Origin of the sequence: Nitrosomonas sp. sh817, assembly GCF_030908545.1 — a bacterium.
GTDB lineage: Bacteria > Pseudomonadota > Gammaproteobacteria > Burkholderiales > Nitrosomonadaceae > Nitrosomonas.
This window is the reverse complement of the sequence record NZ_CP133083.1, coordinates 1107648-1130601: the sequence shown is the minus strand read 5'-3', so window position 1 is coordinate 1130601 and position 22954 is coordinate 1107648. Positions and strand designations below refer to the sequence as shown.

General features: G+C 42.2%; 17 protein-coding genes and 1 pseudogene. 2 read left to right on the top strand and 16 right to left on the bottom strand.

Annotated features, from left to right (window positions below; genetic code table 11):
* Positions 1–13 precede the first annotated feature (13 nt).
* From RBH92_RS05295 to RBH92_RS05285, 3 genes are all read right to left on the bottom strand, one after another.
* Entirely contained in the window at positions 14–1222 is a 1209-nt protein-coding gene (locus RBH92_RS05295) for a glycosyltransferase family 4 protein (protein ID WP_307933586.1), read from the bottom strand.
* A 3-nt stretch (positions 1223–1225) separates the two neighbouring features.
* A complete protein-coding gene (locus RBH92_RS05290) occupies positions 1226–1945 on the bottom strand; it encodes a class I SAM-dependent methyltransferase (protein WP_307933585.1) in 720 nt (239 codons plus the stop codon).
* Positions 1946–2066: 121 nt separating this feature from the next.
* Complete coding sequence (locus RBH92_RS05285) at positions 2067–3347, bottom strand: nucleotide sugar dehydrogenase (protein ID WP_307933584.1); 1281 nt, start codon at positions 3345–3347, stop codon at positions 2067–2069.
* A gap of 77 nt (positions 3348–3424) precedes the next feature.
* On the opposite strand from RBH92_RS05285, the gene RBH92_RS05280 reads away from it, so the two are divergent.
* Positions 3425–4462, top strand: a complete 1038-nt coding sequence (locus RBH92_RS05280) for an IS630 family transposase (RefSeq protein ID WP_307931811.1) — start codon at positions 3425–3427, stop codon at positions 4460–4462.
* 91 nt (positions 4463–4553) lie between these two features.
* Here the strand turns inward: RBH92_RS05280 and RBH92_RS05275 are convergent, their stop codons facing one another.
* From RBH92_RS05275 to RBH92_RS05250, 6 genes are all read right to left on the bottom strand, one after another.
* The gene (locus tag RBH92_RS05275; protein WP_307933583.1) at positions 4554–6449 is read right to left on the bottom strand and encodes a heparinase II/III family protein; all 1896 of its coding nucleotides are present in this window, start codon (positions 6447–6449) and stop codon (positions 4554–4556) included.
* Between the two features lie 247 nt (positions 6450–6696).
* Positions 6697–7755 (bottom strand): acyltransferase family protein, encoded by a 1059-nt coding sequence (locus RBH92_RS05270; protein WP_307933582.1) that lies wholly within the window; start codon positions 7753–7755, stop codon positions 6697–6699.
* 27 nt (positions 7756–7782) lie between these two features.
* Positions 7783–9657 (bottom strand): asparagine synthase (glutamine-hydrolyzing), encoded by a 1875-nt coding sequence (gene asnB / locus RBH92_RS05265; protein ID WP_307933581.1) that lies wholly within the window; start codon positions 9655–9657, stop codon positions 7783–7785.
* Between the two features lie 33 nt (positions 9658–9690).
* Positions 9691–10779, bottom strand: coding sequence for a glycosyltransferase family 4 protein (locus RBH92_RS05260; protein ID WP_307933580.1), 1089 nt, complete (start codon positions 10777–10779; stop codon positions 9691–9693).
* Positions 10780–11041: 262 nt separating this feature from the next.
* Complete coding sequence (locus tag RBH92_RS05255; RefSeq protein ID WP_307933579.1) at positions 11042–12604, bottom strand: lipopolysaccharide biosynthesis protein; 1563 nt, start codon at positions 12602–12604, stop codon at positions 11042–11044.
* 20 nt (positions 12605–12624) lie between these two features.
* Positions 12625–13869 (bottom strand): hypothetical protein, encoded by a 1245-nt coding sequence (locus tag RBH92_RS05250; RefSeq protein ID WP_307933578.1) that lies wholly within the window; start codon positions 13867–13869, stop codon positions 12625–12627.
* A gap of 68 nt (positions 13870–13937) precedes the next feature.
* Between RBH92_RS05250 and tnpA (RBH92_RS05245) the strand changes: the two genes are divergently transcribed.
* Positions 13938–14369, top strand: a complete 432-nt coding sequence (gene tnpA / locus RBH92_RS05245; RefSeq protein ID WP_307931618.1) for an IS200/IS605 family transposase — start codon at positions 13938–13940, stop codon at positions 14367–14369.
* A 345-nt stretch (positions 14370–14714) separates the two neighbouring features.
* On the opposite strand, the pseudogene tnpA (RBH92_RS05240) reads toward tnpA (RBH92_RS05245), so the two are convergent.
* The 7 genes and pseudogenes from tnpA (RBH92_RS05240) to epsG form a co-directional block, all read right to left on the bottom strand.
* Positions 14715–15147: pseudogene (gene tnpA / locus RBH92_RS05240) on the bottom strand (IS200/IS605 family transposase).
* A 190-nt stretch (positions 15148–15337) separates the two neighbouring features.
* Positions 15338–16588, bottom strand: a complete 1251-nt coding sequence (locus RBH92_RS05235; protein WP_307933577.1) for a polysaccharide pyruvyl transferase family protein — start codon at positions 16586–16588, stop codon at positions 15338–15340.
* A 688-nt stretch (positions 16589–17276) separates the two neighbouring features.
* Positions 17277–18614: a Coenzyme F420 hydrogenase/dehydrogenase, beta subunit C-terminal domain gene (locus tag RBH92_RS05230; protein ID WP_307933576.1), complete on the bottom strand. Its 1338-nt coding sequence runs from the start codon at positions 18612–18614 to the stop codon at positions 17277–17279.
* 268 nt (positions 18615–18882) lie between these two features.
* Positions 18883–20385 (bottom strand): hypothetical protein, encoded by a 1503-nt coding sequence (locus RBH92_RS05225; RefSeq protein ID WP_307933575.1) that lies wholly within the window; start codon positions 20383–20385, stop codon positions 18883–18885.
* Entirely contained in the window at positions 20378–21064 is a 687-nt protein-coding gene (epsI, locus tag RBH92_RS05220; RefSeq protein WP_307933574.1) for an exosortase-associated protein EpsI, B-type, read from the bottom strand. Before epsI ends, RBH92_RS05225 begins: the two co-directional genes overlap by 8 nt.
* A 67-nt stretch (positions 21065–21131) precedes the next feature.
* Entirely contained in the window at positions 21132–22010 is an 879-nt protein-coding gene (xrtB, locus tag RBH92_RS05215) for an exosortase B (protein WP_307933573.1), read from the bottom strand.
* 27 nt (positions 22011–22037) lie between these two features.
* Entirely contained in the window at positions 22038–22940 is a 903-nt protein-coding gene (gene epsG, locus RBH92_RS05210; protein ID WP_307933572.1) for a chain length determinant protein tyrosine kinase EpsG, read from the bottom strand.
* Positions 22941–22954: the final 14 nt, after the last annotated feature.

Below are 22954 nucleotides of genomic sequence, written 5' to 3'. Positions count from 1 at the left end.
TAAAGCTTATATCTCAGATATTATTTTTATCGGCGAATACTGTATCGTATGCTGATAGCAATTTTGGCGCTTCATACCGCCACTCAAGTTCATTCTTGACCCGATTGCGGCCAAATTCACCCATTTGTTTACGCAATTCCACATCATCCAATAATTGCAGAATTTTTTTCGCCATATCGACTGGATCATTTTTATTGGCATATAAAGATGCTCTTTGCGCGGATACTTTTCCTTCCGTGAGATCAAATTGAACAATTGGCTTACCGAGCGCCATATATTCCATGATTTTGTTCATAGTTGATTTATCGTTCATTTCATTAGCCACATCCGGATTGACACATATATCCGCAGTATTGAGCATCTCCAACAATTCTTGATCCGGTACCCGGCCTGTAAAAGTGACAAAATCGGTTATTCCAAGATCTATCGCCATTTGCTTCATTTCAACCAGCGATGTACCGCCGCCGACTAAGCCGAAGTGTACATCTGTCCGTCCTAAATCTTTAACCAGATAACGTGCTGCTTGCAGTAATAAATCAATTCCTTCTTGCGCTCCCATAACGCCGACATAGCCGATTAAATATTTTCGTCCGCACTTAAGCTCTTCTTTGGGCGGTATGATTCTCAATCGATCTAACTTCGGCCCGCTACGAACCACGAAAACTTTATCCGGATCCATACCGCCGCGTTCAATGGCAATTCGTTTGTATGATTCATTCGTCGCAATCGAAACATCCGCAGTCTTAAATGTCCAGCGTTCAAACAATACGAGTAATCTATAGAATAAATCGCGCCGGCCAAACTTGGCTTCATAGAGTTCAGGATTGATATCGTGGTGATCGAAAATAAATTTTTTCCGCATTAGCACTTTAAAGAATCCGCCAACCAAGAATAATAAATCCGGTGGATTACAAGCATGAATTACGTCAAAACCATGTTTAAAATATACTTTCCAGGAGAGACGAAAGGTGTGAAATAGCGCAAGTGAATATTCAATCAGATAACCCTTCGCACCCTCCGCTTCAAACGGAAGATGATAGCGATAGATATGAATGTTATCGATCATTTCATATTCTTTTTCATACCCTTTACCTGTCGGGCAAATAATTGAAACGGCATAACCACTGCTATGCAAGGTTGTCGCTTCTTGCCATACGCGCCGGTCAAAAGGCGATGGAAGATTTTCGACTATAATGAGGACTCTGCGCGGAGTAGGCAACATTTATTAGCTTCGCTGATAAGCAATTAGGGACTTGGTTAAACCCAATACACGCTCTTCAAGAATATTCGCCTCAGGGAAATAGCGCTGCATATCTTTTACGGTTGGTAAATAAAAATCCGGACTCGTTTGCTTGACCCAATAGCGATTGGTAAATCGGAACAAAGGAACTTGAAGCCGGCGTGGCAAATAACTGACAAAGGGTAACCAGGAGTGTGTTTCAATAGGAAACCAACGATAAGGCGCTTGCACAAAATAGCCATTACCCAGACGAATAATCTCCCTTGCAAATTCACCCTGATGGCGTTGCGCTTCTTCGCGAAAGATACGACCGGAAACCAATGTCCATACGCTATCTTTTGGAACAGTTACATGCTCAATGACAGAAGAACAAAAAACAATATCAAAAAATTTATCCGGAAAAGGCAGCGGACCTGCTTCTGGAATTACAACCGGGACGAACCCAAAGCGCTCCGAAGCTTGCTGAACTGCTTGCCCGTCAATATCAGCAATATATACGTTGGCTGGTTGCACTGGAGAATTCTCCAGTACCGCATGAATATGAACACCATTCCATCCTCCCAAATCAAGTATTTTAGTTTCTGAAGTCAAGTCAAAGTGATCCAAAAACATTTTTGCCCTGCGTTGACGAGATGATGTCCGGAAACGAGCAAGCAGGTTTCCAGCGCCTTCAATGATGAAAGATGTTTTCTGATTCATTGCCATTAAAATTTCTCGACTCTCGAATAAATCTATCGGTAACAAAAATTAACTTAGCGCTGCCCCATGAAATAGATACAAGATACTCATCACCCGCTTCCGGTTTGGCATTCATACTATTTGAGTTTCACCAACAAATTCCGTCATAACGATCCCCGCTCTGATTAGGAACGATACGCACCAGATCAACCACGACTTGGCCCGATTTCAATTCACTCGGCACATTGCGGAACTCCGCCGCTCCATTGCCTATCACTATCGTTTCTGCAAAATTCAGCACTTCATCCATTGAAGCCGCCATTAATTTGGAAATATGTGGAATATGGTTCAGGATGTAATCTTGATTGGCGCCTGTCAAAGCGGCCAGATTAACGTTTTTATCGTAAAGCTTCAAATCGTAACCTTTGCCGATTAGGTATTCAATCACATTAACCAGCGGTGATTCCCGCAAATCGTCCGTCCCTGCTTTAAAAGAGAAACCCAGAATACCAACCTTTTTATTCCCTTTTTCAGCGATCATGGTGATACCTTTCTCAATCTGCCGCTGATTTGATGGGAGAATCGCATTAATTAGCGGCAAATCGATATCCAAACTTTTTGCCTTATACATCAGAGCTCGTACATCCTTGGGCAAACAAGAACCGCCGAAAGCAAAGCCGGGCTTCATATAATAAGGCGACAAATTTAATTTTGTATCCTGACAAAAAATCTCCATCACTTTATGGCCGTCAATTCCCTCTGCTTTACAGAGATTACCGATCTCATTGGCAAAAGCCACTTTAACAGCATGCCAGGTATTATCCGCATATTTCACCATCTCTGCTGTGTCGACACCGGTTCGGATCAACGGCGCGGCCATTTTCGCGTACAACTGCATCAGCAATTCGCCGGCTTTGGTATCGGTCTCACCGATAACTGTCTTGGGAGGATTGTAGTAATCGAATACCGCTGTTCCTTCCCTGAGGAATTCCGGATTATTGCATACACCAAAATCTATTCCCGCCTTCTTACCCGAAAACGATTCCAATGCCGGAATTACAACATTGCGCATAGAACCCGGAAGCATCGTACTGCGGGCCACGACGACGTGAAAATCACTTTTATCTTTAAGAGCAGCGCCAATTTGTTCGCACACCTTGCGCACATGACTCAGATCCAAATTACCGTTCAGTTGCGACGGTGTTCCGACACACACCAAGGATATTTCCGAATGCATCACGGCGTCACGCACATCCTGAGTAGCTCGTAACTGATTGTTTTTCACTGCTGCAGCAATCATTTCTCCGATATCTTTTTCAACAATCGGCGAAGTACCCTGATTGATCAGATCAACTTTTGTTTTGTTCGGATCGACACCGATCACAAAATGCCCATCTGTGGCTAAACAACCGGCAGAAACAGTACCCACATAACCCAAACCAAAAATACTTATTGACTCGGCACAATAATACTTGAAATTTATGAATCGCCCCCCATCTTGTTGAAATGGAAAAAGACGACGCAAGATATTCGACGCTGGAGCAACTGCATGAACGGCGCAAGCAAGTGGTGCGGTTGCATCGCAAGGGCTACGGCGTGATGCAAATTGTTGAGCTCAGTGGGCTTTCGTATCCGACAGTTCGGTTTGCGATAGATCGGTATGAAGAAGGCGGATTTTCCGCCCTGAAGCCAGGGATGCGAGGCAAGCGTACTGGTCAAGGGCGGTCACTGACAGAGGAGCAGGAACAAGCCATCCGCAAGATCATTTGTGACAAGCGTCCGGAGCAACTGAAGATGGAATTTGCGCTGTGGAATCGGGCGGCGGTCATGCAACTGATAGAGCGGGAGTACAGCATCAAGCTGTCGGTGCGCGGCGTAGGCAACTATCTGTCACGTTGGGGTTTCACTCCCCAGAAGCCGATCAAGAAGGCCTATGAGCAGCGGCCTGAAGCCGTACAAGCCTGGCTCAACGAGCAATACCCGGAAATTGAGAAGCGCGCCAAGGCGGAAGGCGGCGAGATTCACTGGGGCGATGAAACCGCCTTGGTCAATACCGATGTGCGCGGTCGTTGCTATGCTCCGGCAGGCAAGACGCCAGTCACCTACGCGGCTGGTGGTACGCGACAGAAGCTATCGATGATTGCCGCAGTGACGAATCAGGGCAAAACACGCTGGATGATTATCGACGAGGCCTTCAACGCCGACAGGCTGATCGAATTCCTCGAAGCGCTGATCAAGGATGCCGGGAAGAAGGTATTCTTGATTCTCGACAATCTGCGGGTTCATCACAGCAAACAGGTCAAGGCATGGGTCGCTGAACGACAAGACAAAATCGAGCTGTTCTACCTGCCCAGCTATAGCCCGGAACTGAATCCGGAGGAACGCCTCAATGCCGACCTCAAGCATGCCATCGGGACGAAAGTGCCGGTGCGCACCAAGGCCAAACTCAAACTCGCTGCCACCGAACACATGGTTAAACTTGAACAATCACCCGAACGGGTCAAAAGCTTCTTTCAAGATCCGAGGGTCAAATATGCCGCTTGAAACTTCAAACTTCATCTGGCCGGATCAATATTTTCATGTGACTCCTTCAATTTGTTGATCAGAATCTCTTTTTCAACCTGCCTCAAACAATTCAGGCATTATAACCCGATGATATTTTAAGAATCGTTGATCTTCGAGCTGTACCGCTAATTTTCTCTCGCCAAATAACGGCCGGCGCAGGCACTTTTTCATCGAAACTTCGTGAAACCCAACCCAGCGGCAATTCGTCGTTTCCACAGACCAACTCCGGCCGGAAATTATCATGAGGCATGGTCATTTCCACACACACATTAGCAACCATTGCCACAACTTTATTGTCCTCCACGGCCACTTGACAGGCTTCCGAAAAGTGCCAATTAAACTCGATATCGTGCGCGCCGGAACATTCCAGAACATCTTCGACCACAATCATTTTTTCTTTTTTTAGAAACTCGATTTTACGGCGATGAATCACCGGATCCACCAACCTTGCATAACCATCGTGACGGGCGACTAGACAGTCTCTGGTTGGATTGCTTTCCCAAGTCTCGCAAAGAACAGCCGCTTTACGCAACCACATAAAATTACCACCGGATTCGGATTGATCCATTCCATCGATTCTAATTGTGTTATGCGCGGAAGTGCCTCGGAAATAATCGCGCCATTTTTTCTGCGTATGAAAAGCGTAAGTACCTGGATCAATAAGCAAAGAATTGCCCGCTACCGACAGCGTAAACGATAATGCATCGGCATGACCATGTGCAGCAATAGAAAGATAACCCAGTGGTCCGGCGTCAGCCACGATGCGCACTTCATCATCTGAATCAAAATTATCTCCCATCACGAAATAGCCGCCTTCTCTGAATTCCTGACGAGGTTTGACCCGTACACCGCTTGTAGCAATCGAGTCAAATTGCGACTTTGCCTCATCCCCTAGCAACCACCGGCTTTTATCATCGAAGCTCCCTGCTTTCATTTTAAAGTCTGCGCGATCGTATATCAGCGCACCGGTTGCCAGCAGCGAGCGATAAACATTCCAGTCATGCTCTTTACTCCAATGCACCATTAGAGCACCATCCGCGTCTCCGATCATCGGTACCGCCCCGGAAACATCCATGACCGATGCAATAAATTCAAGCATTCTTTCCAATCTTGAAGAAAAATTCTGCGAGAACTCGATACCATTTGCACACGCAGTCAGCCAGCAAATCAACATCATGTCGGTTACTTCATGCTGATAATAGATCGCTTGTTCACGATTCACGCCGTCAGAAGCATTTTGTTTTAACGTCTCCGATTCCAGTTCTCTATACGCCTGAGCCTTCCATTGATCGCTTTCTTGCCAACAAGGCCAAGTGATAGCCGCCACAAACAAACCCATCAACTCACCGTACAAATGATTGTTCGCAGATGAATGCCGCGAGAGAAATCCGGCTATAAAATAACAATGTTGATAAATACTATCCAGCCATCGGCGTTGAAATCGCTGGCCTTCTTCAGATGCAAAAAGAATACTTGAACCGCCGCCAAGTAGATGCCAGGTAAAAGACCAATTCACCAGCCGTATCGCTAACTCAAGCGAACTAGTCCAATTTACGCCTAATGGATAAGGACATTGATCAAACCACGAATCCAGAAAAGCTTGAATACCTTCTGCATAGCGCTTATCGCCACTCAAATGATAAGCTTGTGCTAGAGTGGTTAAATGCAGATGCCGGTTGGGCTCCCACAGATATTTGATATCACCCACGATACGCTCATCACGATAATCAAGCGTTTTACCAAAAACCAGTGGCGCCTCAATCCCCGTTTTGGGATCACGATTCCATCTTGGCGGAAAACCGAGGTGAACGCCTTTCAGCGCAAAGACGTCATAATAACCCGCCAAAATACGGTCTGCAGCATCGCAATATAATCCGGCACCGAATCGGCACGGCAACGGAGTTATCCACGGCTTGCCGAAACGTGACAATCTGGGAGATGTTTGCTGCTTAGACCGCGCTAGCATAAACGATTCAAGTTTCAGTTGAACAGCCTGCCGTACCCGATGGCCTATTTCAGGCAATCCCATCGTTCGCAATCGATTGAATTTCCAATTCAAACTACTCATATTGATTAATAGTAGCCAATGTTTTTAAATGAGACTGCTATGACAGTAACAGATCATTGACTCTTTGGTAAAAGGTTTAAATGAATTCTCTGGTACATTTTGCTAGCAAACACTTAAGGTTCACAGAATATAAATTGATAATGGATTAATTATGCAAACGTCGCCTCAGACCCGCGATTGGACGTTCAACCAAATAAAACATTAAAGCGGAAAATAAAACCGTCAAAACAAAACTAAATATCAATCGTGTCAGATGATCTGAATCGACAAAACGATCCACTATCGCCAACAAAAAAACATGAATGAGATAAAAAGTATAAGAAATGACTCCAAAAAAACGCACAGGTCGCCAGTTGAGCCATTTGAATATCAACCAGTCAGGATGGCGGATTGCCAGCCAGAAAATTGGAAATAAAGCTACACCCTGAAGGGTATAGCGAAAAGTCTCTCGAAAAAAAACATCTCGCCATATCAAACAAAACAACAATACCGCAATTGCTACACAAAGTACTAAATAGCTGGTCCAATCACTAAACTTCTGAGTGTCATCCATCATCGGGTTTCTCCATACCCCCATAATGCATCCAAACAATAGCGAGTCAAAACGAGTGTCCGTCGCATAATAGGTATGAATTGGAGGCACACCCACTTCCCAAACCAGCCAGCAACGCCAAATTAGCACAAAAATACAAATTACAACAAATATCATAGCCGCTTTTGCATATGAGTACTTACGAATGGCAAACGTAAAAAGAAATGGAAAAATCAAATAGAAATGCTCTTCAATGGCAAGAGACCAATAAATTGCCGTAGCCGGCACCAAATGGTCTTTTCCATAAAAAATAATATAGTAATTCGTCCAATAAAAAATCTGTGAAATCACCGCCCAGGGTTGCATTTGATGCTCAACTACGCCTACAAATGCCAATAGTGCAATTAAGAATAAAACAATATATAAAGGAGGAAAAATACGATACGCGCGCCGCAAAAAGAAATTCTTGAAGTTAATAGATCCAGTACTTTCATACTCTCTACGTAGAAGCGTGGTTATTAAATAGCCACTTAAAAAGAAAAAAATCGTTACTCCGAATCCACCCGGTATGAGATGCGGCCAACCCGCATGCGATACAAAGACCAGCATTGCTGCAACGGCCCGCATCCCGTCCAGTGACGGTATATAATAATTCGATTTCGTATCTTTCATTTAGATAACCGGTTTGTCATTTAATGATTATCTCAAATACTGACGATGCCAGATTTCGAGATTAAGCAGACTCCACAGCAGCTTTTCGTGGTTTTGGCGACCCGCCGCATGATCCGCTAAAACCTTTTCAAGTTTTTTCATTTGATAATAATTTCGCGTGATCGATGCAGTTCCGGTTAAATGTTCGTATAAATAATCACGCATCGGCCCTTGGAACCATTCATTAACCGGCACGCGGAATCCCACTTTGGGGCGTTCCAGGATCTTGGGCGGTAATATCCGTTTCATCGCCTCGCGCAATATCCATTTTGTTTGATGACCGCGGACACGGAAATTGTCGGGTAAGTTTGATACAAAAGCCGCTAACTCATGATCCATAAATGGCATCCGTGCTTCCAAAGAAGCAGCCATAGTCATCCGATCACCGCGTTCCAGCAAATTATCGGGCAGCCAGCTGGTTTGATCAAAATACAAGATACGCCGCAACGCACTACTTTCAGAAGATGAATTAAACTGTACTTCGTTTAAAAGAGCTCGCGGGTGCGGCATCGCGACTAAATCCTTTCTTTCAGCTTCGGATAACGCGCCAAACCAGCGAGGCATCCGTTCTTCGAAATGTTCCAAACCTAAGTTAACGATCGCGGTTTTAGCACGCCGGAAACGATAGGGAAGCGCCTGAACTAATGGTTCAATGATGCCATGACGAGCGAAACCCGGTATTTTCTGATACCAAGCCGAATACCGTTCGTAAACATGCTTGGGATATCCTCCCAGAAATTCATCGGCTCCCTCTCCCGTGAGCACCATTTTGACGGATTGTCTGGCTTCTTTCGCCAATAGGTAAATGGGTATATCAGAAGGTTCGGCAACGGGTGCGTCACGAAAGCGGACCAATGCCGGCAAATGTTCGATAAGATGTTCCTGTGAAACAACCAACTCATGATGGTCGGTCTTAAATTGACCAGCGATCGTCCCAGCGTATGCCAGCTCACTATATTTCGATTCCAAGAATCCAACCGAGAAAGTCTTGACGGGCTGCGAAGAATGACGCGACATGAGCCCCACCACCGCCGATGAATCTATACCCCCAGACAAGAACGCACCAAACGGCACATCGGAAATCATTCGAATCTTCACAGCTTCATCGAGCTTATCAAGAAAAGCTCCCACTGGATCCGCAGGTAAGGGTATTTCAGAAAACGCTTCACGATCCGGAGGTTGATAATATTGCCGTTCGGTTAATTTGCCTTTTTCCCAAACCGCATAGCAACCCGGCATTAACTTGCGTATCCCCCGAAATAATGTATTGGGCGCTGGCACATAGCGATACATTAAATAGTCCCAAACTGCTTCCGGCTCCACTTCAACATTAACTCCCGGGAAAGTAAGCAGCGACTTGATTTCGGAAGCAAACAACAAAACGTCATTCGCTTCATATAAAAATAGCGGTTTCTTGCCAAAACGATCACGCGCAAGAAAAAGCCGCTCATGACGCGCATCCCAGATAGCAAAAGCAAACATGCCACGAAAATATTCCACGCAACGTTCACCCCATTGTTCATAAGCATGCACGATTGTTTCAGTGTCGGAAGCAGTTACAAACTGATGGCCGCAAGCAATTAATTCCTCACGTAATGAGTGATAATTGTAAATCTCACCGTTAAATATAATCTGGACACTACCATCTTCATTCCCGATGGGTTGATGTCCGGTTGATAAATCTATAATCGATAAACGGCGATGTGCCAGACCTATCCGATAGCGGCTATCTCGAGTTGTGGTTTCTAGGAATCCATCATCATCCGGACCTCGATGACTAATTTTGCCGGACATTTTTCGCAAAACGCCAGAAAAATCGATACGATTGGTAAGCGATCCTATAAATCCCGAGATACCGCACATTGGAATACTCTTCCTCTTGACAATAAAAATTATTTATTTCATAAGATTACGATAGAGATTACGAAAGTCTTCTGCTAATCTGATCACTGTATAGTAATCTTCTATTCTTTCCCTGCAAGCTTGCCCCATTTTGCGGATCAAGGCCCTATCATCATCCAGTCGTTCAATTATCTCAGCCAAAGCCTTTGGATCGCGAGATGGAACAAAATAACCGTGCACCCCATCTTCCATCACATCTGGAATAGCGCCTACCGGACTCACGATCGGCGGAGTGCGCGCTGCCATGCTCTCCAGGACTGCGTAAGGAAGCCCCTCTCGATGATATGTCGGAAAAACGAATAAATCAGCTTCTCTCCAAAGCCGGTCTTTTTCCTCACCATACACTGCGCCGGCAAAGCTAGCATAAGCATTCAGATTCTTATCATTTACAATAGCTTGCAACTTCTTCATATCCGGCCCGCTCCCAGCGATGACCAAACGAATATCTCTACCTTGTGCACGGACAAAAGCTAACGCCTCTATAATTTGGAAAATCCCTTTAACTTCAGCCAAACGCCCTACATATATCAATTGTAGTGGTTTATTTTGCAAAGATAGATCAACCTTCCAGTGAGCATCCTCTCCTATCTCAATTGCGTTAGGTATCACTTTCAAATTGTGATTCCGCACAAAATCCTGGTAAGCATGTAACTCTTCTTGCGAGAGTAATACAACAACATCTGTCGATAAGAGTACCCATTTAAGTATTTTTGTCAGAAACCGGCTATTTTTAAAAAACACCTGCGGCAACGCACCGCCGTGTACTTGATAAACAACTTTCTTTCTTAACGCTTTGGCGATCAGCAAGTACGCAATATCCCGCCAATAGCTTTTTTGCTCTAGCGAGGTATTCAAGTGAATAATCTGCGGTTTTTTATTAACGACTTCCGCAGAAAACTGTATAGGACTCAGAAATAGACGAACTAGCTTGGTAACCGATGTTTCGTTTCGTCCCTCCCCGCCTACTTGAAAATGAATGAGATTAAACTCATCAGCAAGTGGCGATTGCAATAATTGATTCAAATGGGTACTGACACCGCTTACGGCGGTTAGACTTGGTCCGAGTAGCATTACAGTAATCATATTTTTAAGAGGATAATTTAGAATTTCATTTTTTGAAACCGACCAGCGTCGGGATGAATTAAGCCATCGTCAAATCTGATACAACAAAAAATTAACCAGAATACTGTCTTAAGAGAGTCCCCTAGATTTTGGGCAAACGAGAATTAATCATGTCAAGGCATCTTGATGGCGATATCGTTCCTCCTAGTAGAAGGTTTGAGCGTGTAATAATGTATCAATTTGATAATGTGAATTGGGAGATTACCCATGAATTTAAGCGCTATCAAACCAAGCCGGGTGGATTTGAATCAGATTTTCTGAAATTTTTTTTAATCGCGGTAACTACTTGCTTACGTTCATTGAAATTCAACCCGATGAACCAGAAACAAAAAATCCAGAATCCAGCAGTTACTGCAACCATTGACAACAAACCAATCCACGTTTCGCACGAAAAAAAATGTACTAAAATCCATGCACATAGCCCCGGAAAAAATAAACAACCTAAAGGCCCCAAGATGGATCGCTGAAAAAAAACATAGAACCGTGCTTTCAGTAATTCCAGAACATAAAATGTTAATAATACTATTCTTATGAATTTACTAATGATAGTGCCATAGAGCACACCGACAACCCCGACTGCGGTGAAACCAACAAAGTATATCGATACTAGAATATTTAGAATCGCCGTAACTATCAGCAAAATGGACAGATACTTCAGTTTCTTCATTCCCAGGAGAACTGGCCATTGCGTTCCCGAGGCATATGTCATCAAATCAACAATGGCAAAAATCTTCATAACCTCTGCTACGACAATATAATCCTCTCCTAAAGAATCGAAAAGCCACAGCCTGGCCAGCGGTTCAGAAAAAATAAAAATACTCACGGACACGAAGCTACCCAATAATAAAGTATATTTCGTCCCCCAGAAAAAAGTTTCCTGAAGTTTTTCTTTATTTTCTGTTGTATGGAATTTTGTTGTTAGTGGAAAAAGTTGCTCCGAAAGAGTCATGACTATCGGATTAAACATTGCCGACAACTTTGAAGCCGGTTGGTATAAGGCAACACCTATAGGTCCGAGAAAAAAAGATAAAACAATCGAATTGGCGGTATTAGTAAGAGTTTGGGCGAGTTGTATGATGTACAAATACCCCCCCAAATGAAACAATGGAATCAGGCGTTGAGCATTCAGAAAACCAAAACGAATCTCTACACCTCGACAAAATCTTCGAAAAAAAACTATCGTCAGCAATAAAATGAATACCTCAGACACCAGCATGACCCCTACCCATCCATAAAGCGGGTTCTCAACATTCGGGATCACGACAAAAAGTACAATGCTGGAAATGATACCCACAATCAATTGTACCGAATTAATAATATCAAAACGATGAAAGCTTGATAGCGCAGCAGAAAAAACCGGTGTAATAAAAGAAAGAATAACGGATACGGTACCGTAAATCTGTATTGAATTTACCGCATCTTCACGTAACGCTTCTGAAACTTTTAAGAAATCAACAATCCAAGGTGCTAGGAACCACCCGGTAAATCCTAATATGCAAGCAAGGAAAAAATAAAGAACTAACGCAGTACTTGCCAGTTCATTAAAAATTTTCAGATCATTACGAGCGACTTGTTCGGCTAATTCTCGGCCTAGTGCGCTACGTAATCCTAAGTCCGCCACAACAGCCATGCTAACAATCACACTTAGTATTCCAATTAATCCGAACCCTTCTTTGCCTAAATGACTGAGAAGGAACGGCACCATAATAAGTGCAAGAATCCCGCGAATCCCTACAGCCAGCCATCCGCTTAAGGTATTGCGTATAATCTGCTTGACTACGCTCAATGTAATAACCTAATTCTGATTCAAGTTGTTAAGAATGATTTAATTTTGGAAGAAATAGTTGGCGGAATCCAAGCCCGGGTAAAGTTAATCAGCAAAACTAAAAGATAGCTGACCACAAAGGAGGGCAACTTGACATTGTTCTTTTTTGCCAGCTTAATGCTATTTCGTGCAAATGGGTCTTTATTCTGAAGTACAACCTGTTGGCAAAGATATAGGAATTCAGCGCGCTTCTTATATTTTCCGATATCAAACAATTGAGAAAATGTTTCTAGCTTTCCTATCGAATTAAGAGTCATCAGTGTTCGGCAGCATTTGCTGCATACCGAACAATTCTCATGGGACTCACTATCATGAACGCATACATTTAAATAACGCTGCACGGGTTCATAATCTATGATTCGGAGAATCTTTTCTACACGTGTAAATTGTGTACCATCAGAAACAAAAGCTAATGATTCTGTCGAAAGTAACGGTAACAACATCGGATCAATCAATGCAGTATCTTTCTTCAATAAGAGATCATGAAATTTATATAATTCCAGATAAGATAACCCGCCCGAGGCATAAAAATATTTTCGATATATATTTTGCATAACCAGCACAGCCGATATTGTTGTCAATGAATGCGTTAATTGGTGCCCCCAAGGATGAAAAGAATGCAGATTCGAGTCTAAAGGAATAAAATCTAAGCCAAGCTCTTCTGGAAATTTACGTAGATACGCATATCGACTGCAAAACTTGTTGTAAGCGGCCATCAATTCCTCATCCGTACGCCCTGGACCATTGGAACCCACGTTTAGAAAAATCAAACTATTGATCCGATTCTCAGTATTATTTTCCAATTCGTAATGATCAAAAAATGTGCAGAACGAATCAACTCCACCTGAAAAACCAGTCCCCACCCCCGAACAATCGAAGCGCTCCGTACTGGTTTCAACTGCAGTTATCATTATCCGCTTACATGCTGGAAGAAATGTCATCAGCATTGGAATTACGTATTGATTTAAATTGGATAATAGTTGCGCGGATATGCAGCCTTCGACATGAATATTTTCCCCATGCCGCATCGCGGGAAACAGCATACCCACTAAAAAACCATCCATTCTACTTTTGCACAGACCTTGTTCATATTTCTTAGGAATAGAAAACCAAAGCTCCTTATTCCCCAATTGTTCGCTATCGACAATTGCTGAAAGCTTTATATTATTTCCATCACTCGTGGTTTTAAGGTTAGAAATTTTCATATAAGTTTTATTGTCCATCATAAGGTTAAAACCACCGGCTTCAGCCGGTCAGCTTTAGCTGCGAGAATATGCCACACAGGAGGTGTGGCATGGATTATAGATATGGAAGTCATACGGTTTATCAGATTGAATATCATTTTGTATGGGTAACGAAGTATAGATATAAGATTCTGAAGGGAGAAGTAGCAGAACGAGTACGAGAGTTGGTTCGTCAGACGTGTGAAGCATTTGAAATGAGAATTGTACAGGGTGTAGTAAGTAAGGATCATGTGCATATTCTGGTGAGTTGTCCGCCGGAGATGGCTCCGAGTGAGATCATGAGGCGGCTAAAAGGACGAACATCGAGCTATCTGTTTGAAGAATTTCCTCACTTGAAGAAGCGGTACTGGGGAAGGCATTTTTGGGCGCGAGGGTATTTCTGCGTGACAGTAGGTCAGATGACAGAAGAGATGATCAAACAATACTTGGAGCATCATTTTGAGCCAAATCCAAACGACAATTTTAAAATGGAGCCGGAATAAGACGCGTCGTTTAGTCGACGCGTATCCGGACTTTCAGTCCGTAACTCAAACCCACCGGCTTTAGCCGGTGGTTGTTTAGTACAAATCTCAACAGTTAAATCTTGCATTTAAGATCTTCAACTTATTTTTATAAAGAAATTTAATCAAGTAGTAGGAATATCGTATTCAGGCTTATGATTTTTAGTTCCAATCTAATTTTTTAAAATTAGATCTCGAGCCAAACTAATAAAGAAATTTCTCCCATCGACAAAAAGTCTTATTAAGTACTAAACAACCACCGGCTAAAGCCGGTGGGTTTGAGTTACGGACTGAAAGTCCGGATACGCGTCGCCTAAACGACGCGTCCTAATCGGGTTCCATTTTAAAATCATCATTCGGCTTAGGCTCAAAATGATGCTCCAAATATTCCTCTATCATTGCCTCCGTCATCTGGCCTACCGTGGCACAAAAATACCCCCTTGCCCAAAAATGCCTCCCCCCAGTATTTCTTTTTAAGGTGCGGAAATTCCTCAAACAGCTTGCTTGATGTCCGTCCTTTTATTCGCTTCATAATCTCGCTCGGAGCCATGTTAGGCGGACAACTCACGAGAATGTGCACATGATCTTTACTCACAACACCTTTGACGATCCTGATTTCAAAGGCTTCGCATGTCTCTCTCACCAAATCCCGGATTCGCTCCGCCATATCTCCTTTCAGAGCCTTGTAGCGATATTTCGTTACCCACACAAAGTGGTACTCAATCTGAAAAACCGTATGACTGCCATATCTGTATTCCATACCACACCTCCTTTCGTGTGGCGTATTGTCGCAGCTAAAGCTGACCGGCTAACGCCGGTGGTTTAAACCTTGTGATTGATAATTAAGAACTCAAGAAGTAAATCAAAAATTACTACTAACTTACGACTAAGCAGATTGCCAGCTTTAAATTCTATCTGGTTATCTTATAGATGCTGTTCGATTTAACATATCACTCAATTGCCGGTAGAACTTGATCTGCAGCTTCTCGGGCCCGTTGCTGCCATTGAGGAATCTTCAGCTGAAGTAGATTTTTTATTTTCTCTTCATCCGCACGCAATTTTTCTAATGATTCCCACAAGGTATTTCTGGAAATCCGGGGTGTTTCGAGTACATAACTCAGATCTCCGAACAAATCGGTATTTAGTCCAAGCGCTTTAATGCTATAGGAAATTGAAACGGTAGGTACACTAGTTGACCACGCCGCAATAGTGGCATGAGTCCGAGCGCCAATAAAAAATCTACATTGTGAAATTAAGAATTTAGTCTGCACTGCGTTCATCCTGCGCGGCGCAAGACAAATTCTGGCTACCAACATATCTTGCGGCAAATCTAATTGTTTCATTAAATGCAGCATATAGCAGTAGTCACTGTTCCAGTCGCTACCATCAATACTATCCACATGCGGTATCAATACAATCGAAAAGTTGGTACGCTTAATCACATCTCGCAAAAAATCAACGACTGCTTTTTCCATCTCTAAAACATGCGATTGATTGCCTCGAAAACTTTTAATCAGTGGACTGATGTTAATCCCCAACAATCCCTCGCCATGCTCATCAGGCAGTGCAATCGAAGTATCCCAAGGATCAGGTTTCATCACAAAAGCTGGATCGGCGACCAATTTTACATTATCAAGTCCAAGCTGATTTAGATAGTTATAACTTGATGTCTCCCGCACAGAAATTCCAGCATATGCAGTTAATTTCTTCACCACATATTTCTCTATATCTGGCTGAGAGCTAAATGGCCCAACCGAAGCAGCCCATAGAAACACTGAACGACCGCCTGCCATATAACTTTCTGCTTGCCCCAGAAACTTAAGAAGTGAGGGGATTCCGTATTCCAAGGAAAGTACGTCACCACCGGTTAGAATACCAGCGGTTGTATCGTTCAAATGCTGCTGAATATCTTTCGGTATCGAAGGTGAAGGAAAATATAAGCGACTTAATTGAGGTGCCGTTCTATTCAGCTTGCCCCAAATTCTTACGTATAGAGGCATCTTATACGCCGAAATAAAACTTACTTGATGTTCATTTTCGGCTACCCATTGCTTGCTATCATTTTCAACATTAAAACTTGGCACAAGAAATTCTGCATCAGGCGATCGTTCATAAATAATACTTGAAATTCCGCGCACCAAAGCTTCGCATCCACGATTTGATAAAGTCTCGTGACCAAGAAAATAATATCTATTTGTCATTCCAGTTCCAATTGAACTATTACGTTGAAGATTAATTAGCTACCCAATAATTGCCAGAAGCAAAGAAATTGAACCAACGTGTCTAGCCACCAAAAGTGCGCTCCACGACATAGCGGGCTGGATCACTTCAATGACTTGCTGCATTGCTATCTGAGCATCCGCTTCATCGTCCTGCTCTTCCCGATCACTCACGACTTCGTAAGCAGGTTTGGTTTTCTGGGCTTGCGCGGATTTCGTGTAATGCCCGCATCAACATGGCAGCCTTATTTAATCGTAATGTCGTGCGCTAACAATCATTCCCAGAGCCCGACGCCGTCAGCCGAGTTCGAAAGCGTAACGGCACGGAATCATCAGGTATATCGCCTTCCAGCGACTCATCGCTTAAACCATCGTTCCAGATTCCTGCCAGCAACATCTTGAACAACAGCAATTGCGGATAGACCGGGCGATCTGCTGCATCCGATACCGGGGCGTCATGAACTGCGATCCCTTTCGCTATTGAGCTCCAGTCTATCGACTAATCAATTTCCTTCAAGAAATTCCCTTTTCGGGTGCGTCGGGTTACAACGTATTCCGAGAAATTCATATCCACCACTTCAATGCTGTTGTTCTAAAACACAATTATTTCATCCGATCCAGTACTCCAGGCAGGTGACCGTGCAAAAGTCTCTACGAAATAGTCAATCCATCAGGAAGATATCGCTTTTACTAAACGTTGAAATTTCTGTAAGAATCGATAAATAAAAAACAATGGGGCCATTATTAAATTAAAAATCAGTAGCCCTGACCCAATTCTCGTTTGTAAAGCCATCGCCTGTCTGCTTGTCTTACGGAGAATAAGCCTGAGAATTTGTTCAGATTTAAACGATAACGAAAACTTCGATGAAGGTTTGACGCGCTTGGACGGTACCACCCCTTTCGACAAATGTAACCGATAAGCCAAGCCTTTTCTCCGATGATTCAATCCACCTTGCTGAGATTTAACTATTTCATCAGTCCCAATTTCTTGCAGATGCAATTTACCGTTTTTTTCGCCATCAATTATCATGTCGTACAGATACTTATCTCGAATTACCATCAAACTAGTGCCTCTCCCGTCATTAATATACTGAGGCAACCAGCCATCCATTACAGCAATATCGGCAGTTTCAGCAAATACATCATCGCAATAGTCACATGCCTTAGGTTTAAACAAACCCATCCCCCAATTTATGCCAATTTTCCTGTTACTGATTCGGTAAGTATGTTGCTTTTCGTTTGAATCTCTGGTAGCAGCCTCAAAAAAATATTCATCTGCGCGATTCCTAAAATCTTTCCTTCGAAAGCAGGCTGATTCAACTTTACCAATTGGCACTTCAGCACGGCGGAGTAAATATTCAAAATAAAGGGTACTTTTCAATTGACCACAAACCAGGCCTAATTGGTATTGAATACGATCTCGATAAAGCGGATTTTGTCGTTTAAGCAAGCGAATTGCTTTGTGAAAACATGGGATACCTGTTATCGCATATCTACCCGGATTTTTTGCTATAAATTCGAGTACCTCTGAATACGTTACAGGATAATAAAAAGAGGTAGAACCAGAACTAACATCGAGCTTCGATGAAATAACATCAAAAGAAAAATCGATATTTCTAACATTATTAGCTATATGCGGACGAACAAGAATCGCGTAGTCAATCTTCTTATTCTCAAATAATTCATTAATTATAAATGTTATTATCCCCCCCGATGAACCAGCGTTCCTATCATTTAATGAATAACCTGCAAATAAACCTAAGTAACGACCGATCGAATCATGCTGTAATTGCCCGAAAAAAAATTCTTCTGCCAACACAGTCTCATTCGAGTTAGAAGCAAAAGGACAGACTTCAGAAGCTTTAGCAATTTTATCCGGATTGGAATCTTTGAAATCGGCAACATATTCTCCAAAGTCGTTCAGATTTATCTTAATAGTTTGATCAACCCCCCGACAAACTCCGCAACCGATACAAAAACCATTCTCGATAACTTCTTTGATATCCAACGTGTTACTCCATATTTTGCTTGATTACTCTTAGTCAAGATTCCGATCAAGCTCTCCTTGCCATATCAAGGATTGCTAAAAAAATCGCATAATATTAGTTTTTTCTTGAATCTAGGATACCCGACTCGTCATCCTGCTGTTACTATCGATATCAAATTTGTCGGATACTGAAATAAATCATCGATCTTATAATAAAAATCAGAATCTTAAACCCGGATACCAAAGATTAATTTCGTCATGGAACTTCCCTCCGCAACCTTTTGTATATTTATGCAGGTCGCCCTTTATTCCCATGAATAGAAAAATAATGCCTGCGATGCATCCAAGCCAAATAGCCAAGTAATCCCGTAAGCACAATCTGTATCGATGGTAAATCAAGCAATGAATCGCGATAAAGAATATGAAATCCAAACAATGCTAATGCTGATTGGATAGCAATCGCATCCGCTCTCACTGACGGTATGTTAGATTCTTTCCATAATGTCCGTGTGCAGCTCCAGGCAAAGAATAAAATAGCAATGAACAAGCTTAATCCTACTATGCCAAGGTCCCAAAGTAGTGTTGAGGCAGATGTCAATCCGATACCATATCCAGGATAAAGCTTAGCAACATGCCCTCGGGCGCCAGAATGAGAGCTACCAATGCCATTTCCGAACAAAAAAGAAACCGGGTCGTGAGCACCTTGTTTTTCAGCCCAGAACGTTAGAACAGTCGTACGATTCAAATGCTGTCCGCCATAACCTTTACTTTTAAAGTTGTATTCAATCGTCTCAGCTATCTGCTGTTCAACAGGCCTGGGGCTTAGACTCAGATAATAATACCCGATAGCAATGGCAAGTAAAATTGCCGAAATAAATCCAATCAACCAATAATGAAAGCGCGTGAAAATTTCATGCCGATAAAGTACTAAAAACATTAATGGTAGCATTACAATAACTGCTTTAGTTTCACCTAAAAACAAAGGTGATATCAGGATAGGTAAAAATATCGCAAGTTGTTTAAAAGATAATATCTTCTCTTTATGCCTCGCGAGCAGGAACGCCATCATGATGATCAGAAAAAGACACATCTCTGCGTTGGCCCCTCCACCATCTTTTTGTGCACCAAAAGTCCCTGCAACCAAATCAACAGCAGCCACTCCCCATGTACTAGCTAATAATGGAGCAAAAACTAGAAGCTCATACACTGCTGTAGGCAGCTGTAATATGGCAACTATTAATAGAAATACCTGCCAACGTTGAATATCGCGCTCATCAAAATTATACCAACACAACATAAACACCAGTCCATACATCTGAAAATAACGCTTCACTCCACCTAGAAATTCAAATGCTGTATGCCATTGAAGCAGCGAGTTTATAATTGCATAGATCAGAAAAAAAAGAACAAACCAAATGAAAGTTGGAGTAGCTCTAACAACTCTTGGAAAAGTAGTAATTTTGAAGAATGTCAGAAATAAAAGAATAAAGCCGAGTATTGAAACTCCCCACGCAGCTTTAGATGCAAGAAAGTCTAGATAAAGCGGGAGCATCCCGACTACCAATAAGCCCGATGCTAACAGCAACCAGATCATCCAAATCGGCTTCGTCAAAAGAAAAGTACCGACAACAAGAGCAACTGCAAGACTGATAATTATTGGGTTTGCAGTTACTGCAAATAGTCCAAATATCATCGCTATTAGCACGCTTGCTAAAACGATGATATAGAATATCTTTTTATTATCAGAATCTGCCGATATGTTCGTTTTATTTAGGAAACCTTGCTTATACACCAAAACTTCCTATCAATCTGATCCGCTCCCCATCTGCAACCATCGACAACAGGTCTTGAATAAAGATATTTTGAAGCTGATATGCTCTCTCTCGATCAGTATCAATAGATGAGACTCGAACCAGCATTCCATCAGGAACATTACCTGTTAATCCGTAACGAAGTTGTTGTAATTTTTCTTCGATCCCCGGTAGCACTGCTTTATTACCAATGGTCACCCAGTAAGTTATCGGTTCATTGCGGCTTCCTTTTACCGCCATTAAACGCTTAATAGGAAATTTTCCATATTGTGTCAGCAATTCATCGGCATAAATTTTCATTACTTCGAAACCTTGTGCGTAATAACACACTTCCGGCTTATGTATCGCAAGATTGTCACTCTGATCGCCTCCATAAGCAACTGATAGCATTATTCGCTCACCATAAGAATTAACATAAGTTCTTGACAATGTTTGATTATAAATTTTGTCTAATTTCGCTTGAGTGTCCGCATCAACTTGCAAAGGTATTATTGATTCATCAATTTTCCAGTTGCCGAATCTCGCGGGTATCATAGTTTCTAAATCAAACTTTTCTTGCTGATCAGCAATCTTTTTTGTAGGAGTTAATGCCATCGTTAATGCAGCAGAAACTATCATTAGCACTCCGAGGATAAAGCTAGTAACTAAGGATTTTCTCATATGATGTCTCTCCTTTTATACCTATTATTTAATGCTTAATTAGCAAAAATTATTTACCGGAAATTTGTTAAACACTGGCAGGCCGTGCTTTAACAAATAATTGGAGCAACGAATCCACTCCCAATATCAATATTAACGCACTGATGAACAATACCATTCCCGCAAATCCATGCAAGAAACCTTGTCCTGCAGCATCTCCATAGTGATAAGTAATTAAAGTAAGTACAATTACACGTATCACATTAGCCGTAAAAGAAATCGGTATAATCAAAATAGCCAATGCCACATTTCTAAAGAAAGAGGTATGTTGTACCAAATTTAAATAAAATAACCCAAGCGCTTCTAAAGTTAATAATGTTTGCAAACCAGCACAAGCATCTGCGACAAGTAGCTGATATTGCCCAATTTGCAATATCACGCCATTACGTGCTATCGGATAGTTAGCCCAAAATAGGATATTTTCCGCAACGTATGAAACTGCCATTTTCATCGGCATGGTAAGCAAGCTTACAACTGTACCGGGCAGTGGGATCATAAATAATAAGAAAAAAATAGGAAACCACATTACCTTAAGCGCACCAGCTCCACATTTAAGAAGCAAAATCGCGGAAATTACCGTAATGAATGAGCCCATTTCAAATATTAATATTTGTTGAGATCGACCAATAATATAAAGCAACAGTGACAAAAGAAAAATCGACCAACCCCAAAAAAATGATGGCGATTTTCCTTCACTCTTAATCATCATCTCTGGCCACTTACGGTAAATAAGCCAAAGTGACAAGAATAGAATGATTGGCCCATGCGCTTGCTCCTCACTAGCCCATATACCATTAAAGAGATCAAATACCGTTGGCAGGTATAAAGTTAATACTCCCAACAAAACAGGTACCCAATCGATTAATTTGTACCTGAAAGCATGTGATTTGAGTGAAATAGTAAGCATTTATATAGTGGCTATCGTAATAATCAATCAATCAATCAAAATAGAACCAATCACTTCGGTTCCCATTCTTTTAAGCTGCTCGTTCATAATATGAATATCATTTAGACGAGTATTATTTTTACTTGCTACAAGTAACGCACCACCGGTACGAGCCGCTATTGCAAGTGCATCTGTGCCATTGGAAAAAGCCACCGTATCATATAAAATGATATCGAATTGATTGGCCAATTGATCATTGATATTGTCAAACGATGAACGATTCAGTAGTTCTAGAGGATTCGGTGGCGGTGTCCCTGCCGGCAAAACTGAGAGATCAATAAACGCATCAATCCTCGCTATCACTTCTGAAATCCCGGCTCGCCCGGCTAATACATCAGATAACCCTTGTTTGTTCTTGATATTAAAAATTTCATGTTGCTGAGGATAGCGCAGATTTGAATCGATCAGTAATGTTCGCTCCCCAAGTTGCGAAAATACTATAGCCAAATTTGCCGCAAAGAGGCTTACGCCATCACCAGGATTATAGCTAACTATTGCCAATGCCTTATGCCCCGTAGTGAACCATCGCAACATTAATTGACTCCGGACGGCACGAAAAACTTCAACCTGCGCTCCAAATGGCTGGTATGCAACCACCAATTCTGGTGGATGATTTCCTTGTCCAGGTAATAAGTAAGGATAATCAAACTGCTGTGCAAGTACCAGCTGAATATCTTCTTCTGTAATGAGTCCCAATTTAAGTGCCGCGTCACCAAAACGCAAACCACTTTCCTTCTGTAGTCGTAAAATACGTTCAGCTTCAGATGGTGTAATCTTACCCATATCAAGCAAAATGTGTCCTATACTAAATTTGCGAAGAGAAGTCATATTAGAATCAATTGGGCTTGTAGTATTATATTTCTCTGCATCTGAAGAATTCGGAATACTCATTGTTAATCCTATTT